This window comes from Streptomyces sp. NPDC037288 (assembly GCF_055603265.1).
Genome location: NZ_JBVJVY010000002.1, coordinates 227,269 through 243,679, shown reverse-complemented (window position 1 = coordinate 243,679; position 16,411 = coordinate 227,269). Strand labels below are relative to the sequence as shown.

Annotated in this window: 11 protein-coding genes and 1 pseudogene; 4 read left to right on the top strand and 8 right to left on the bottom strand. The window is 73.4% G+C overall.

Annotated features, from left to right (window positions below):
* Positions 1 to 6: 6 nt before the first annotated feature.
* On the top strand, positions 7 to 2,541 hold the full coding sequence (locus tag ACZ7GZ_RS03445; protein ID WP_471020592.1) for an ATP-dependent Clp protease ATP-binding subunit: 2,535 nt from the start codon (positions 7 to 9) through the stop codon (positions 2,539 to 2,541).
* Positions 2,542 to 2,654: 113 nt separating this feature from the next.
* Here the strand turns inward: ACZ7GZ_RS03445 and ggt are convergent, their stop codons facing one another.
* Positions 2,655 to 4,457 carry a gamma-glutamyltransferase gene (gene ggt / locus ACZ7GZ_RS03440; RefSeq protein ID WP_471020590.1) on the bottom strand — a complete coding sequence of 601 codons (1,803 nt, stop codon included), beginning with the start codon at positions 4,455 to 4,457 and terminating at the stop codon, positions 2,655 to 2,657.
* Between the two features lie 142 nt (positions 4,458 to 4,599).
* Here ggt and ACZ7GZ_RS03435 point away from each other — a divergent pair, with 142 nt between their 5' ends.
* Together ACZ7GZ_RS03435 and ACZ7GZ_RS03430 are read left to right on the top strand one after the other, a co-directional pair.
* Positions 4,600 to 5,346 (top strand): hypothetical protein, encoded by a 747-nt coding sequence (locus ACZ7GZ_RS03435; protein WP_471020588.1) that lies wholly within the window; start codon positions 4,600 to 4,602, stop codon positions 5,344 to 5,346.
* Positions 5,347 to 5,455: 109 nt separating this feature from the next.
* On the top strand, positions 5,456 to 7,024 hold the full coding sequence (locus tag ACZ7GZ_RS03430; RefSeq protein ID WP_471020586.1) for an alpha/beta fold hydrolase: 1,569 nt from the start codon (positions 5,456 to 5,458) through the stop codon (positions 7,022 to 7,024).
* 73 nt (positions 7,025 to 7,097) lie between these two features.
* On the opposite strand, the pseudogene ACZ7GZ_RS03425 reads toward ACZ7GZ_RS03430, so the two are convergent.
* From ACZ7GZ_RS03425 to pcaDC, 5 genes and pseudogenes are all read right to left on the bottom strand, one after another.
* Positions 7,098 to 7,393, bottom strand: a pseudogene (locus ACZ7GZ_RS03425) (amino acid ABC transporter permease); the annotation flags it as partial.
* A 336-nt stretch (positions 7,394 to 7,729) separates the two neighbouring features.
* The gene (locus ACZ7GZ_RS03420; protein WP_471020584.1) at positions 7,730 to 8,149 is read right to left on the bottom strand and encodes a DUF6278 family protein; all 420 of its coding nucleotides are present in this window, start codon (positions 8,147 to 8,149) and stop codon (positions 7,730 to 7,732) included.
* Between the two features lie 15 nt (positions 8,150 to 8,164).
* On the bottom strand, positions 8,165 to 8,944 hold the full coding sequence (locus tag ACZ7GZ_RS03415) for an exodeoxyribonuclease III (RefSeq protein WP_471020581.1): 780 nt from the start codon (positions 8,942 to 8,944) through the stop codon (positions 8,165 to 8,167).
* 35 nt (positions 8,945 to 8,979) lie between these two features.
* Positions 8,980 to 9,615 (bottom strand): MBL fold metallo-hydrolase, encoded by a 636-nt coding sequence (locus tag ACZ7GZ_RS03410; RefSeq protein WP_471020578.1) that lies wholly within the window; start codon positions 9,613 to 9,615, stop codon positions 8,980 to 8,982.
* A gap of 52 nt (positions 9,616 to 9,667) precedes the next feature.
* A complete protein-coding gene (pcaDC, locus tag ACZ7GZ_RS03405; protein ID WP_471020576.1) occupies positions 9,668 to 10,975 on the bottom strand; it encodes a bifunctional 3-oxoadipate enol-lactonase/4-carboxymuconolactone decarboxylase PcaDC in 1,308 nt (435 codons plus the stop codon).
* Positions 10,976 to 11,343: 368 nt separating this feature from the next.
* On the opposite strand from pcaDC, the gene ACZ7GZ_RS03400 reads away from it, so the two are divergent.
* Positions 11,344 to 12,912, top strand: a complete 1,569-nt coding sequence (locus tag ACZ7GZ_RS03400; protein WP_471020575.1) for a Na+/H+ antiporter — start codon at positions 11,344 to 11,346, stop codon at positions 12,910 to 12,912.
* 3 nt (positions 12,913 to 12,915) lie between these two features.
* On the opposite strand, the gene ACZ7GZ_RS03395 is transcribed toward ACZ7GZ_RS03400, so the two are convergent.
* Together ACZ7GZ_RS03395 and ACZ7GZ_RS03390 are read right to left on the bottom strand one after the other, a co-directional pair.
* Entirely contained in the window at positions 12,916 to 13,653 is a 738-nt protein-coding gene (locus ACZ7GZ_RS03395) for a VC0807 family protein (protein ID WP_471020572.1), read from the bottom strand.
* 424 nt (positions 13,654 to 14,077) lie between these two features.
* Positions 14,078 to 16,009, bottom strand: a complete 1,932-nt coding sequence (locus ACZ7GZ_RS03390) for an SWIM zinc finger family protein (RefSeq protein WP_471020570.1) — start codon at positions 16,007 to 16,009, stop codon at positions 14,078 to 14,080.
* Positions 16,010 to 16,411 lie beyond the last annotated feature (402 nt).

Genomic DNA, 16,411 nt, shown 5'->3' with positions numbered 1-16,411 from the left:
AACGCCATGACCAACGGCTACCCTCCTGACCCCTTCGGCGAGTTCCTGGCCCGCTTCTTCGGCGGAGCCCCCAGCGGAGCGAAACGCCATATCGACATCGGCCGCCTGCTCAGCCAGCCGGCCCGTGAGCTGGTCAGAGGGGCCGCCCTGTACGCCGCCGAGCACGGCAGCCGGGATCTGGACACCCAGCACCTGCTGCGCGCGGCGGTGGCGGCCGAGCCCACCCGGAGCCTGCTGAGCCGGGCGGGCGCCGACCCGGACTCGCTCGCCACGGAGATCGACGACCGGGCCGGCCCGGCGCAGCACCCGCCCGGCGAGGTGCCGCCGCCGACCTCGCTGTCGCTCACCCCGGCCGTCAAGCGCGCCCTGCTGGACGCGCACGACATGGCGCGGGCGAGCGGCGCCGGGTACATCGGCCCGGAGCACGTGCTGAGCGCGCTGGCCGCCAACCCGGACTCGGCGGCCGGCCACATCCTGCACGCGGCACGGTTCCCGGCCGGCTCCCTGCCGCCCGAGGCCCCGGAGAGCACCCCGGTCCGCCCGGAGCGGCCGCGCGCCACCGGCACGCCGACGCTGGACAAGTACGGGCGCGATCTGACCGACCTGGCCCGGCAGGGCCGGATCGACCCGGTCATCGGCCGGGACACCGAGATCGAGCAGACCATCGAGGTGCTGTCGCGGCGCGGCAAGAACAACCCCGTCCTCATCGGGGACGCGGGGGTCGGCAAGACGGCCATCGTGGAGGGGCTCGCCCAGCGCATCACCGACGCGGACGTGCCGGACGTCCTGGCGTGCCGCCGGGTCGTCGCGCTGGACCTGACCGGGGTCGTGGCCGGCACCCGCTACCGGGGTGACTTCGAGGAGCGCCTGAACACCATCGTGGAGGAGATCCGCGCCCACTCCGACCGGCTGATCGTGTTCATCGACGAGCTGCACACCGTGGTCGGCGCGGGCTCCGGCGGCGAGGGCGGCGCGATGGACGCCGCGAACATCCTCAAGCCCGCCCTCGCCCGCGGCGAGCTGCACATCGTGGGCGCGACGACGCTGGAGGAGTTTCGCCGGATCGAGAAGGACGCGGCGCTGGCCCGCCGGTTCCAGCCGATCCTGGTGCCCGAGCCGACGGTCGAGGACACCGTCGAGATCCTGCGCGGGCTGCGCGACCGGTACGAGGCCCACCACCAGGTCCGCTACAGCGACGAGGCGCTGGTCGCCGCCGTGGAGCTGTCCGACCGGTATCTCACCGACCGGCGGCTGCCGGACAAGGCCATCGACCTGATCGACCAGGCGGGCGCCCGGGTGCGGCTCGGCGCGCGGACCAAGGGCACGGACGTGCGGGCGATGGAGCGCGAGGTCGAGCAGCTGGTCCGGGACAAGGACCAGGCGGTGGCCGACGAGGACTACGACAAGGCCAAGGAGCTGCGCGACCGGATCGGCGAACTGAAGCAGCGCATCACGGAATCGAGCGGCGAGGAGAAGGCCGACGAGGGGCTGGACCTGGAGGTGACCGCGGAGGCCGTCGCCGAGGTGGTGTCCCGGCAGACCGGTATCCCGGTCAGCCGGCTCACCCAGGAGGAGAAGGAACGGCTGCTCGGCCTGGAGGTGCACCTGCACCAGCGGGTCGTCGGCCAGGAGGAGGCCGTCGGCGTGGTCGCGGAGGCCGTGCTGCGCTCCCGCGCGGGACTCGCCAACCCCCACCGGCCGATCGGCAGCTTCCTCTTCCTCGGCCCGACCGGTGTCGGCAAGACCGAGCTGGCCCGGGCGCTCGCCGAGGCGCTGTTCGGCAGCGAGGACCGCATGGTCCGCCTCGACATGAGCGAGTACCAGGAGCGGCACACCGTCTCCCGGCTGGTCGGCGCCCCGCCCGGATACGTCGGGCACGAGGAGGCCGGGCAGCTCACCGAGGTGGTGCGCCGGCACCCGTACTCGCTGCTGCTGCTCGACGAGGTGGAGAAGGCCCACCCGGACGTCTTCAACATCCTGCTGCAGGTCCTGGACGACGGCCGGCTGACCGACTCGCAGGGCCGGACGGTGGACTTCACCAACACGGTCATCGTGATGACCAGCAACCTCGGCTCGGAGGCGATCACCCGGCGCGGTGCCGGGATCGGGTTCGGGCCGGGCGGTGCGGAGGCCGACGAGGAGGCGCGGCGCGAGCAGGTCCTGCGCCCGCTGCGCGAGCACTTCCGGCCGGAGTTCCTCAACCGCATCGACGAGATCGTGATCTTCAGGCAGCTGACCGGCGAGCAACTGCGGCAGATCACCGAGCTGTTGCTGGAGGGCACCCGGCGGCTGCTGGACGGGCAGGGCGTCGGGGTGGAGTTCACACCCGCGGCCGTCGACTGGCTCGCCGAGCGCGGGTACGAGCCGGAGTACGGCGCCCGCCCGCTGCGGCGCACCATCCAGCGGGAGGTGGACAACCAGCTGTCCCGGCTGCTGCTGAACGGCACGATCTCCGAGGGCAGCCGGGTGACGGTGGACGCGAGGGGCGGCCGGCTGGACTTCCGGGCCGAGGAAGCACGGCCGCCCGCCGCCGAGTTGTGACGCCCGCCGTCCGCGGGGTGAGGCCCCCGGCCGGGCACTGTCACGGCGCTCGGAGCCGGAGTCCCCGCGGCCGCGGCGGCCGGCGGCCCGGCTACGGCTCCACCACCATCCGGCTACGGCTCCGGATCCACCACCATCGCCGAGCCGCCGCCGCGGCGCACCTTCTCCGCGGCGGCCAGCCACCTGCCGTCCGGCAGCCGTTGCACGCCGGTGGCCGCGCCGATCTCGGGGTTGAGCTTGAAGCTGTGCCCGATGGCCTCCAGCTGTTTCCTCAGGTCGCTGTCGTACAGGGCCGGTTCGAGTTCGGTCTGGGCGGCGTTGCGCTGGCTGGCGCGGGGTGCGGCGATCGCGTCGACCAGCGGCAGGTGCCGGTCCAGGAACCCGGTGAGGGTCTGCAGCACCGTGGTGATGATCGTCGCGCCACCGGGTGAACCGAGCGCCACCACCGGCCTGCCCCGCCGGTCGAGGACGATCGTCGGGGAGATCGACGAGCGGGGCCGCTTGCCCGGACCGGGCAGGTTCGGGTCGTGCACGGCCGGGTTGGCCGGGGTGAAGGAGAAGTCGGTCAGCTCGTTGTTGAGCAGGAAGCCCCGGCCGGGCACGGTGATGCCGCTGCCGCCGGTCTGCTCGATGGTGAGCGTGTAGGAGACGACGTCGCCCCACCGGTCGGCCACGGTCAGATGCGTGGTGTTTTCGCCCTCGTACGTCGTCGGGGCCGCCGTACCGCCCTGGTGGCAGGCCGCGGGGTGACGCGGGTCGCCGGGGGCCAGGGGGCTGGTGAGGACCGCGTCGTCCTTGATCAGGCAGGCGCGCGAGTCGGCGTACCGCTGCGACAGCAGCTGCCTCGTCGGTACGTCCTCGAAGGCCGGGTCGCCGACCCAGCGCCCGCGGTCGGCGAAGGCGATCCGGCTGGCCTCGATGGAGTGGTGCAGATACTGCGTCTCGCTCGCCTTCGAGAGGTCGGTGTCCTCCAGGATGTTGAGGGCCTCACCGACCGTCGTACCGCCCGAGGAGGAGGGCGCGATGGAGTACACGTCCAGGCCGCGGTACGACGTCCTGGTGGGCGCCTGGAGCTTGGCGCGGTAGACGGCGAGGTCCTTCTCGGCGAGCTTGCCGGGCCGGGCGTTCCAGCCGGAGGCGGGGTCCACGGGCGGGTGCTCGACCGTCTTGACGATGTCGTCGCCGATGTCCCCGCGGTAGATCGCGCCGACGCCCTCGCGGCCCAGCTCCTCGTAGGTGCGGGCGAGTTCGGGGTTCTTCAGGGTGGAGCCGACGACGGGGAGTTTCCCGTCCGGCAGGAACAGCTTCGCGGTGTCGGGGAAGTAGCGGAACCGGGTCTCGTTGGACGCGGTCTGCGAGCGGAAGGTGTCGTCCACCGTGAAGCCGTCCCGGGCGATCCGCTCGGCCGGCCTCAGGACGGTGCCGAGCCGTTCGCTGCCCCACTCGTCCAGCGCCTTCTGCCAGGTGGCGGGCGTGCCCGGGGTACCGACGCCCAGGCCGCTGCTGACGGCGTCGGCGAACGCGAGCGGCTTGCCGTTCTCCACGAACAGGTCGGAGTCGGCGCTGAGCGGCGCCGTCTCACGGCCGTCGATGGTGTGCACGGTGCGGGTTTTCGCGTCGTAGTAGACGAAGTAGCCGCCTCCCCCGACGCCCGCCGAGTAGGGCTCGGTGACGCCGAGCGCGGCGGCCGTGGCGACGGCCGCGTCGACCGCGTTGCCGCCGTGTCTGAGCACCTCGATGCCGGCGGCGGACGCGTCCGCGTCGACGCTGGCCACGGCGCCGCCGTAGCCGACGGCCACCGGAACCTTGCCGGCCGTACGGCTCGTCGCCGGTGCGGGCGGCGCCGTCACCCCCACCGACACCACGGCGGCCGAGACCGCCAGAACCGCCAGTTTCCGCGTACCTGGGCGACCCATGCGTACCTCCCGTCGGGACAGTCCGCGCAGCGTAACCAGATCGGTCCAGTACCGACAGTACGCCTCGGTGCCCTGCCACACGAACGTCACACGTCGAACACGGGTACGTAGCCGCCGCCGTCGCCCGCTACCATGCGCGGCCATGAACGACGACGTGCGCAACATCGTCCTGGGCCTGGTGGCGACCGGGATCCCGGCCTCGCTGGGCTGGCTCGCCCGTACGTGTCTGTGGCGCCGCAAACTGCGCCGCAAGCAGGCGTTCTTCGGGATGCCCGACCACTCGGAGTCGCTGCTCGTGGTCAACCACACGGCGGGCGGACCGGAGCTGTCGGTGAAGCGCCAGGACGTGTTCGCCCTGCTGGAACTCTCCGCCCTGATCAAGGACTGCAACGCGCACGTGCAGGTCGTGGCGCACGACGCCATCCAGCAAGGCTTCGGTGAGCGCACGGAGTTCTGCCTCGGCGGGCCCTACTCGAACCGCAGGATGGCCGCTCACCTCTCCTCGCTGCTGCCGGGCGCGCGCATGGACGTGGAGAGCGACGCCGGTCCGGAGACCGGCGCCCTGCGGATCGGCGGGGAGGACTACCGCATGGAGCGCGGCAGGAGCGAGTACGTCCTGCTCGCCCGGCTCACCGCGGACGGCCGGTCGGAGTCCCGCCCGGTGTTCCTCTTCTGCGGCCAGCGCGCCGTCACCAACCAGGCGGCCGCCCGCTATCTGGCCCGCCACCACGAGCGACTGCACCGCAAGTACGGCACCGGATCCTTCGTCCTGCTGCTGAAGGTGGTCAACTCCCAGGCGTACGGCCCGGATGTGGTCGAGCTGGTGGCGGACGTGACGCGGGCGGCGCGGACGCCCCTGCCGGAGCCGGCTGCCGCCGCCGGTGAGTAGCGCCTCAACAATCTTTACTGGCACGTAACTTACCGACGGGTTACTTACGGTATGGGGCCCCGGTTACCGTCGGGTCACTTTGCACTGTTGACTAGTGAAGGAGTGACCCATGGGACATGGTCGCACCACGCTGCGCTCCGCCGCCGCCACGGCCGTCTCGGCGGCGCTGATCGCCGGCACCGTCGTCGGCCTGGCACCCGCCGCCCAGGCCACCGCCCCGTCCGTCCGCTTCGTGGACATCACGGGCGACGGCGGCACCGTGCTGAAGGGGAACGTCGTCACACCCGCCGGCGCCGACGGCTCGCGCCGGTACCCGCTCGTCGTGCTGCCCACGAGCTGGTCCTTCCCGCAGGTCGAGTACCTCGCGCAGGCGCAGAAGCTCGCCGATGCCGGCTATGTGGTGCTCACCTACAACGTGCGCGGTTTCTGGCAGTCCGGCGGTCAGATAGAAGTGGCCGGTCCGCCGGACGTAGCGGACGCCTCCAAGGTCATCGACTGGGCCCTCGCGAACACCCCGGCCGACCCGCGGCACGTCGGCATGGCCGGGGTGTCGTACGGCGCCGGTATCAGTCTGCTCGCCGCCGCGCACGACAAGCGCATCAAGGCCGTGGCCGCGCTCAGCGGCTGGGCGGACCTGATCGACTCCATCTACTCGGGCCGCACCCAGCATGTGCAGGCGGCCGCCGTCCTGGACGGCACGGCCACCCTCACCGGCCGCGAGAGCCCGGAACTGAAGGAGATCTTCCACAACCTGTACTCCTCGAACCTGTCCAAGGAACAGGAGATGATCGACTGGGGGCGGAAGCGTTCCGTCGCGACCTATGTCGACCAGCTGAACAGCAACGGCGCCGCCGTGATGCTCGCCAACGCCTGGGGCGACACGGTCTTCCCGGTGAACCAGTACGCGGGCTTCTACGAGAAGCTGACCGTGCCCAAGCGGCTCGAACTGCGGCCCGGCGACCACGCGACCGCCGAGCTGCCCGGCCTGTTCGGACTGCCCAACGACGTGTGGACGGACACCGGGCGCTGGTTCGACCACTACCTCAGGGGCGCCGACAACGGTGTCGACCGTGAGCAGCCGGTCCAGCTGAAGTCCCGTAGCGCGGGGGGATACGAGGGCTACCCGGACTGGAAGTCGGTCGAGGCGACGCGGCGGAAGTTCGCGCTTCCCGGCTCCAGCACCATCCACGCGAACGTGGACTCCGGCGCGGACGGCGGGATCGTCTTCCTCTCCAGCATCCTCGACCAGATCGCCCAACTGCCGCCCATGGCCTCGATTCCGCTGCTGCCGCGCCGCTGGGCGGCCGTGTGGCAGTCGGAGCGGTACGGCAGCACCCAGCAGGTGCGCGGCACGGCCAGGCTCCACACGACGCTGACCCCGACCGCGCAGAGCGGCACCCTCGTCGCCTACCTGTACGACGTGGGGCCGCTCGGTATCGGCAAGCTGGTCACGAACGCGCCGTACACCTGGCACGGGCGGACGCCCGGCGAGCCGTTCGACGTCGACCTGGACCTGTTCTCCACGGCCTACGACGTGCCCGCCGGGCACCGCCTGGCGCTGGTGGTCGACACGGTCGACCCGCTGTACATCGAGCACAACCCGTCCGGCGCGCAGCTGACCTTCTCCTCGCCCTCGGACGACCCGTCGTACGTGTCCGTCCCCGTGCGCGAGCAGTGATCTCCGGCTGCCGCCGGACGAGCCTGGCCCGTGAACTGCCGTCCCCCTGGGGTTCCGGGGCCATGGGGGGCTCCCCACCCGGCGGCAGCGCCCCAGGACCGGCCGTGGCGACCGCCACGGCCTCGGTCTTGGGGCTGCGCTGCTCACGGCGGGACACCCGGCCGGCGCACCACGAGAGCAGCGTGCACATCCGATGCGGATCGGCGAGGTCACCATCACCACAGGGATGAACGGCAAATCGTAGTCGAGGTTGGAGGCGATGAGTTTCCCGGCATGGCTCAGGGCGACCGCCAACTGGCCGTACGCGAAGGGCATCCACGGGGCGCAGGCGAACCGGCCGGTGGCGAGGAGGAGATGCGGGGCGAGGACCGCGAACGCCTCGAAGGGCAGCACGAGTCCGAACCGCGGCAGCCCGAACGGCACGGCGCAGAGGAGGAGGGGGGCGCGGACACCCCGGACGGCCGAGCGCGGCCTCGTACGCCTTCTTCCGGGCGCCGTCCTTCCTCCCGTGTCTCCAGCGCGGCAGGGAACACGGGTCGCGCCCCCCGGTCGGTGCGTGAGGATCCTGGAGAGGAAGCCGGCCGTGCGCGGCCCCGTTCGCTCTCAGCCGTGTCGTGGTTGCCGCAAACTATCCGGACGGCAGCGGAGTTGAGGGACGACACGCACCTTTCGGGCAATAGCCGTATTTACGTCCGCCAGGGGCGCTCAGGTCTCGGCGATCTCCGCGTACAGCTGGGACAGCTCGGGGACACCGCTCGCCGCCCAGTCCTGCCCGGCGCCCGTGACCTCGACCTCGCGGCCGGACGCCAGCCGTACGACCGCCTCGCCGTCGGGGCGGATCCGCCAGGCGGCGCCGGGCACGGTGCGCACCACGACCGTGCCCAGGTACAGCCCCGCGTCGTGGCCCAGCCAGGGCAGGGTCTCGGCGTCGTCGCGCCAGCGCGGGACGAGCTGGTCCAGCGCCTCCAGCGAGGCCGGGGTGTCGTCGAGGCGGACGCCCGCCCGGTCCGCCTGCGCGCGGAGCAGTTCGCACTCGGAGAGCAGCGCGGCGACCGCCTCGGGGTCGCTGGGCGGCGCCGTGTCACCGTTCTTCTTGTGCCGGTGGCCCAGGAACGGAAGGTTCATGGACCCAGCGTGGCATCAGACGTCGAGGTCGACCACCACCGGAGCGTGATCGGAGGCACCCTTGCCCTTGCGCTCCTCGCGGTCGACGTAGGCGTCCTTGACGGCCTTGGCGAACGGTTCGTTGCCGTACACCAGGTCGATGCGCATGCCGCGGTTCTTCGGGAAGCAGAGCTGGCGGTAGTCCCAGTACGTGAACGGGTGGTCGTACTTCAGCGGGCGCGGCACCACGTCGTCCAGGCCCGCCTCGCGCAGGGAGGCCAGGGCGGCGCGCTCGGCGGGGGTGACATGCGTGGAGCCCTCGAAGGCGGCCACGTCGTAGACGTCGTCGTCGGTCGGCGCCACGTTGTAGTCACCCATGACCGCGAAGGGGCGGCTGCCCTGTGCGTCGCCGTACACGGCCGCCTTGAGGGCCTCGAACCACTGGAGCTTGTAGGCGTAGTGCGGGTGCTCCACCTCGCGGCCGTTGGGGACGTACACCGACCAGACGCGGACCGGGCCGCAGGTCGCCGAGAGGGCGCGCGGCTCGGTGACGCCGTCGAAGCCCGGGTCGCCGGGAAGGCCCTTGACCACGTCCTCTATGCCGACGCGGGAGAGCACCGCCACGCCGTTCCACCGGCCGGTGGCGTGGACCGCCGACTCGTAGCCCAGCTCGCGCAGCTGGTCGGACGGGAACTGGTCCTCGGCGACCTTGGCCTCCTGGAGGCAGAGCACGTCGGTGCCGCTGCTCTCCAGCCAGGCCAGCAGCCTCGGAAGGCGGGCGGTGATCGAGTTCACGTTCCAGGTAGCGATGCGCATGCCTCACAACGTACCCGGAGCCACTGACAACGGACTCAGATCTCGGTCGAGGCCCCCGGCGCCAGCCGCTGGTGGTCCGTGCCGCCCAGGGCGCCGATCTGACGGTCGTAGATCGGGCGGGCGAGATCGGTGAGCAGGGCGTCGTGGACGTCGTAGGCGCGCTGCGGCCGTACCTCGCGGACGTAGTCGATGACCTCGGAGATCTTGTTCCACGGGGCCATCACCGGGAGCATCAGCGTCTGCACCGGCGCGCCGGGGACGGTCAGGGCGTCGCCGGGGTGGAAGACCCTGCCGCCGTCGATCAGGTAGCCGACGTTGGTGATGCGCGGGATGTCCGGGTGGATCACCGCGTGCAGCTCACCGTGGACCTGCACGTCGAACCCGGCGGCGGTGAAGGTGTCGCCGTGGCCGACGGTGTGCACGCGGCCCGGGAAGGCCGCCGAGATCCGGTCGGCGACGGACTTCAGCGTCCAGATCCCGGCGGCCGGGTTGTTCTCCATGGCGGCGCGCAGCCGGAACTCGTCGAAGTGGTCCGGGTGTTCGTGCGTGATCAGGACGGCGTCCGCGCCGAGCGCGGCGTCCTCCTCGCTGAAGCCGCCCGGGTCGATGACGAGCGTCCGCCCGTCCTTCTCGAGGCGGACGCAGGCGTGGGACTTCTTCGTGAGCTTCATGGCTCACCATCCTGCCGAACCCGGCGGCGGGCCGAGCCCGGCGGCGCGCGGCTCACTCGGCGGGCGTGGTCTCCTCCTGGATCACCTGCCGGGCCACCCGGAACGCGCCGGCCGCGGCCGGCACCCCGCAGTACACGGCGGTCTGCAGCAGCACTTCCTCGATCTCGTCCGGGGTGAGCCCGTTGCGCAGGGCCGCCCGGGTGTGGAAGGCCAGCTCCTCCAGATGGCCGCCCGCGACCAGCGCGGACAGCGTGACGCAGCTGCGGGTACGGCGGTCCAGGCCGGGCCGGTCCCAGATCTCGCCCCAGGCGTAGCGGGTGACGAAGTCCTCGAAGTCCCCGGAGAACCCGTCGGCCTGCGCCAGCGCCCGGTCCACGTGCGCGTCGCCCAGCACCTCCCGGCGGATCTTGAGCCCGGTGTCGTACCGGTCGGGCTGCGCGGCCGGCTGCGCCGGTGCGGCGGCCGGGGCTGTCTCGGCGACCGGCGCGGCCGGCGGCGCCACCGCCGGGACCTGGACGGCCGACGCCGCCGGCAGGACCGTCTGGCCGGTCTCGTACGGTTGCTGCCAGGCGCTGGAGAAGTGGTGCACCAGCAGGTCGGTGACGGCCGCCGGCTGCTCGACCGGGACCAGGTGGGAGGCGCCGGGGACGACCGCGAGCCGGGCGTCCGGGATACCGGCGACCAGGGTGCGGGCCTCGGCGGGCCCGGTGACCTGGTCGTCGGCGCCGACGAGCACGAGCGTCGGCACGCCGACCCGGCCCAGTTCGGCCCGTACGTCGAACGCGGCGAGCGCCTCGCAGGCGGCGATGTAGCAGCCCGGGTCGGTGGTGCGGACCATCTGCACCGCCCACTCGGTGATCGCGGGCTGCGCCGCGGCGAACCCGCCGGTGAACCAGCGGTCGGGCGCGGTCCGGGCCACCGGGTCCAGCCCGTTCGTCCGTACGACCACCGCGCGCTGCCGGAACTCGTCGGCGGTCCCGAACCGGGGCGAGGCCGCGACCAGCACCAGCGAGGCGAGCCGCTCGGGGCGCCGCAGGGCCAGCTCGATGCCGACCGCACCGCCCAGCGCGCAGCCCGCGTAGCCGAACCGCTGCACACCCAGCGAGTCCAGCGTGGCCAGCAGCCGGATGGTCAGCTCGGCGACGGAACCGGCCGGGTGGGCGGGGGCCCCGCCGTGGCCGGGCAGGTCGAACCGCAGGACCCGCCACTGTTTGATCAGCTCCGGCACCTGGCGGTCCCACATGTGGCGGGTCGTGCCGAGGGACGGTCCAAGGACCAGGACCGGGGCGCCTTCCGGCCCGTCGAAGCCGTGTTCCAGGAGTTCAGTCGTCGTCGTGCTCACCCGTTCACGCTCGCACATCTCACGAGCGGAGTGGACAGCGGGGCGCCCCCGCGCGAACCCGGACCCCCATGGCATCCGCGGCGGACGGGACGCCGACGTGCCTGGTCAGAGGGTACGACGGTACTGGTTCACCTACTCGTCGGGCATCCGTCGAAGCGGTAGCCCGTACCGGGCTCGGTGATCAGACAGCGGGGACGGGAGGGTTCCTCGTCCGGGGAAGCCGCTTCCCGGAGCGGCCGGCGCGCGTGTTGGCGGTTCCCTGGCGCCGGCCGGGGCGACCTTGACGCTGTCTTGACGTGGGCCGGCCTTATAGGGTGAGAGCAGGTGTGCCGGGAAGTCTGGTCGGCCGGAAGCCAGGGTGGCTTCCGCAATTCCAGGGGGACGGCATGCGCAGCGTCGGTACGGTTCTCGCCCTCGTGGTCCTCGCCACGGTGGTCGCGACGTTCGCGCGCCGCTGGCGGATTCCCGCTCCCTCCCTGCTGGTGGTAGCCGGCCTGGCCGTGGCGCTGCTGCCGGGCACCCCGCAGATCCAGATCAGCCCGCAGATCATCGGGCTCGTGGTGCTGCCGCCCCTGCTGTACGCGAGCGCCGAGGCCATGCCGTGGCGGGAGTTGCGTGCGGTGTGGAAACCGGTCGGCATCCTCGCGATCGGTCTGGTCCTTGCGTCGGCGGCTGCGGTAGGGGCGGTGGCGGCGTTCGTGACCCCCCTGTCGTGGCAGATGGCGTTCGTCCTCGGGGCCGTGCTGGCCAGCACCGACCCGGTGGCGGTCACCGCGCTCGGCCGCCGGCTCGCCCTGCCGCCCCGGGTACAGGTCCTGGTGCAGGCGGAGAGCCTGTTCAACGACGCGACCTCGCTGGTGCTGGTCCGGGTCGCGGCCGGTGTCGCGGTGGCGTCGACGGCGGCGCACTGGGGCGCGGCGGGTGGCCAGTTCCTGCTGCTGGCCGGCGGCGGCACGGTGATCGGGGCCGCGGTGGCCGCAGTGATCACCCTGATCCGGCGCCGCACCGAGGACCCGGTGCTGGAGACGGTGATCGCGCTGGTCACCCCGTACGCCTCCTATCTGCTGGCGGAGGCCGCGCACACCTCCGGCGTCACCTCGTGCGTGGTCGCCGGGGTGATCCTGGGCGGCCGGGGCGACCGGCTCACCAACGCCCGCATCCGGCTCCAACTGCACGCCGTGTACGGCACGGTGGTGTTCCTGCTGGAAAGCGTGGTGTTCAGCCTGATCGGTCTGGCGCTGCCCGCGCAGGTGCGGGCCCTGGCCCACGGCGACCGGTCCTGGCCGCTGTACGCCCTCGCGGTCGCCGCCACGCTCATCGCCGTACGCCTGCTGTGGCTGGCGCCGCTGTCCGCGGTGGTGCAGCGCAAGGGCGGCTCCAGCCCGATGAGCTGGCGGCTGCCGATGGTGCTCACCTGGGCCGGCACCCGCGGGGTGATGCCGCTGGCCGCCGCGCTGTCCATCCCCGAGGCGGCCGGGAACGGCACCCCGCTCGCCGACCGCCCGCTGGTGCTGGTCCTGACCACCTCGGTCGTCGTCGTCACCCTGGTCGGTCAGGGCTTCACCCTCGCCCCGGTCGTGCGCGCCTCCGGCATCGCCCTGGAGCCCGCCCACACCGCACGTGAGGAGGCCCGGGCCCGCTCCCACCTCGCCCACGCCGGCCTCGCCCGCCTGGAGGAGCTCGCGGAGCTGGAGGTCGTCCCCGAGGTCGTTCTGGACCGGCTCCGCCGCGGCCTGACCGCCCGCCTCGACGACGCCCGCGACCGTCTCGCCGAGAGCGACGGCGCGGCCACCGAGTCCGCCGATCTGGTCTACCGCCAACTGCGGCGCGACCTGATCGCCGTGGAGACGGGGGAGCTCCAGCGGCTCTACGACGCCCACGCCATCAGCGACACCACCCGCCGCAGGCTGCAGCGCGCGCTGGACCTGGAGGAGGCCCGGCTGACGGACGCCTAGGACTCAGCCCTGGGCGGCGGCCGCGGCGGCGGCGCGCTCCTCGCCTCTGCGCCGTGCCCGCTTGCCGTACGTGACCGTCCACAGGATGAGGCTGCCGAGGACGCCGTAGATCAGGACCGGGCTGAGGGTCACCATGGTGTCCGTGCTCAGCACGGAGACCAGCGCAACGCGGACCGCCGCCTCGAGGCAGTAGGCCACGCCCCAGACCGTCGTCATCGTCCGCGTGGTCGCGCGGAACCCTTCGAACTGCCAGAGGCCGTTCCACCACTCGGTACTCGCGGCGGTACCGTCGGTGGCGAACTTGCGGCCGAAGTAGAACATGAGCGGTCGCGGCGCCGGCAGCGTCGCCAGGCACAGCAGGCCGAAGAGCCCGGTGACGGCCGAGTCCTTGACCAGCAGGGCCTCGGCCGAGTGTGAGCCGACGAGTGAGACGACAGCCGTGATGACCAGGAACACCAGGGTCACGACGGCGAACTCGTCGAGGCGGCGCCGCCACACGAGGTGCACCGCGCTGTCGAGCATCGGCCCGGCACCACTGGCCAGCAGCGCGGCGCACTCGCTCCACCCCTGATCACGCAGGGCGTGGTACGTGAGGATCGGCGCCGCCACGTTCAGTGCGATGGTGAGGACCCAGCCGCCCAGGGCGCTGCCCCGGGACCGGGCGGGCGGCAGCGGGCGTTCCTCCGCCCGAGCCGCCCGCGCGTCCGTTCTTGACGTGCCCATGGCATCCTGAGCAGACATGGTTCCCCCTGGAATTCGTGCTGATGAAAGCGGTCGCGCGCACTGTGCGGCGGGTGTGCGGCAGTGAGCCGGACCACAGGCCACCGTCAGCTCAGCACCCCCCGCCGGGCGTGATCATTCACGAACAAGATCCGTTTTGGCAAGCACGAGCGGGCGGGCCCCTCCGGAGGCCTGACGGAACCCGGCCGGCCCAGCGACGGAGGACGTGAAGCGGTCGCGGTTCTTCCCCCCACCCGGTCCCGCGGGACCTGCCGGCCACCGCCCGGAACCCCGCGCGGCACCCCGCCCGGAACCCGGCCCGCGGATCCTCGCGGCGGCGGAACGCTGCGCCACGCAGCGGACGTCCTGGAACGGGTGGGCCACCGCATCGACGACGAGACCCCGCAGGCACTGCTGCGGCGCCGTCCCCGGTTGCGGTTCCCGGTCAGGTGGCGTCCGGTGCGCCGAGACCCGTCAGGGCGCCCACCGGGTCGAGGTCCGGGGTGCCCCGGGGCCACCAGTCGTCCTGGCCGGGCTCCGACTCGTAGGCGTACCACAGGCCGTCGCGGCCCAGGCGGAGCTGGACATGGGCGCGCGGGTGGGTGAGGCGGTTGCGCCAGGGGCGGAACGCCGGCAGGTCGGCGGCGAGCAGCGACGGACGGGCCCGGTCGAAGCGGCCGGCCGGCGGATCCCACGGCTCCTCCAGTACGGCCAGCCCCGCCGGCCCGCCCTGGCGCCAGGCGGCGACGGCATGCGCGAGGTCGGCCGGGGTGCGGCCCGCGGCCGTGGCGAGCGCGGCGTACAGGGTGCGGGTGCCGGCGGTGAGGCCGGAACCGGGGCGCGCGGCGGCCAGGCGCACCGCGTCCTGCCACAGGGTCAGCTCGCCCACCGGGTCGCGTCCGGTGCCGAGCAGCGCATGGGCGCGGGCGGCGGCGTCGGTCGCCAGCTGGTCCAGCGCGAAGGGGTCCGGGCCGCCGGGTGCCGCCGGATACACCGGTGGCTGCTCGGGGTGCGGGGGTGCCGGCAACGGCGGTGGCAGCGGCGGGAGTGCGCGCCGGGCCAGGGCATCGGTGGCCCGTACGCCGGGCAGGGACTGCGGCCGCCGCTCCTGGGCGGCGCGGGCCGCGCGGGCCGCGCTGCGCCGGGACAGCGCGTCGAGCAGGTTCTTCTCGCCCCGGCCGCGCAGCAGGAGCAGCACGAACGGGTCGGCGTCGAGGAGCCGTGCCGTCTGGTAGCAGAGCGCCGCCGCGTGCTTGCAGGGGTGCCCGGAGTCCGGGCAGCTGCAGCGCGGGACGAGGTCGCCGGGGCCGGGCAGCAGCGGGACCCCGCAGTCGGCGAGCGAGTGCGGCAGCTCCTTGTCGAGCAGGGCGGCGATGTGCCCCGGCCGGTCGGCGGCCGTGTCCAGGAACCGCGCCCAGTCCTCGTCCTCCAGTGTGCGGACCCGCACCTGGACCCGGTACGGCCGGGGGCGGCTCCCGCGCACGTACGCCAGCACGAGCCCCGGGGTGACGGTGATCGCGTCCACATGGCCCTGGTCCGCGTACCCGCGGCCGCGGGCCAGCCGCTTGGGATCCAGCGCGCCCTGCTCCAGCGCCTGGACCCAGGCGTTCCCCCACCAGGTCGCCGCGAACGGCGCCTCCCCGGCCCCGGCCGCCCGTGCCGCGAACGCCGCGAAGGTGCGCCGGAGTTCGGTGTCGCGGTGGGGGGTGGCCATGGTGGGCGGCACGTGGGGGTACACGGGGGCGGAGCCGCTCGGGGTGGTGGCGGGCGGGGTCGCGGGGTGCGGCGTCGTCAGGTGCGGGGTGGTGGCGGTGGGGGTGACCGACTCGGTGGGCGTGGGCAGCGGCTCGGCGGGGGTCGCGGTATCCGGGGCCGCGGCCGAGGCAGGCGCCGGGCGCGGCTCGGCGCTGTCGGTCGTGTCGCCGGATCCTGCTCCGGCGGTGTTCGTCTCCTCCGGGGTCTGTGACCAGGTGGGCATCCGGAAGGCGTTCGCCAGGTAATGCCGGATGTCCTGGGCGGCCTTGAGCCGAGTGGCCCGGGAAGCGGCCTGTGGCCCGGATCCGGTGCGCGAGGCCGGCGAACCGGAGTTTCCCGTGGCGCGCGCCTGGTGCCGCACACGCGGCTCCGCCACCGGCGTCCCGCGTCGGGCGGCCTCGTCCGCCTCCGCCAGCGCCTCCCGCCGGGCCGCACGCAGCGCTTCCCGAGCGGCGTCGCCGGGGCGCCCGCCCTCCGGGGTTGCGGAGCGGGCCTGCGGCACGGTCCCGACACGGTCGGGGGCGTCGTCCCGACTCGGGCTGCTCGCGACGGGCGGGGCCGAAGCGGTGGCGGGGGAAGGGGAGGCCGGCTGCACCTCGTCGTCGCCCTGGCTCGGGGTCACGGCAGTCGTCGGAGCTTCGCGCTCGCTCCGCCGCGCGGACACCGCGGCCCGGAGTGCCGCGCGTGCCACGTCGCCGGGCCTCGCGCCGGTGGTCGCAGGGTCTCCCGGCGCCGCCCCGGCCGGCGCATCCGTTGCCCCCGCCGCGCCGGAGACGATGGCCTCAAGGGCGCCCGCCGCTCGCTCGACGGCCCCCTCCGAATCACCCGCCGCCGGCTCAACGGCCCCCTCCGGCGCCTCCTGGTCTCGCCGAACCGACCCGCCGGTCACCTCCGACGCGCGCCGAACCGACCCCTCGGACGCCTTCTCCGCTCGCTCAACCGGGTCCTCGGGCCCTCTCTCCCCTGGGTCCGCCGCCGGCCCCTGTACCGCACCCGACACGTGCCGGACCGGCCCCTGTGATGC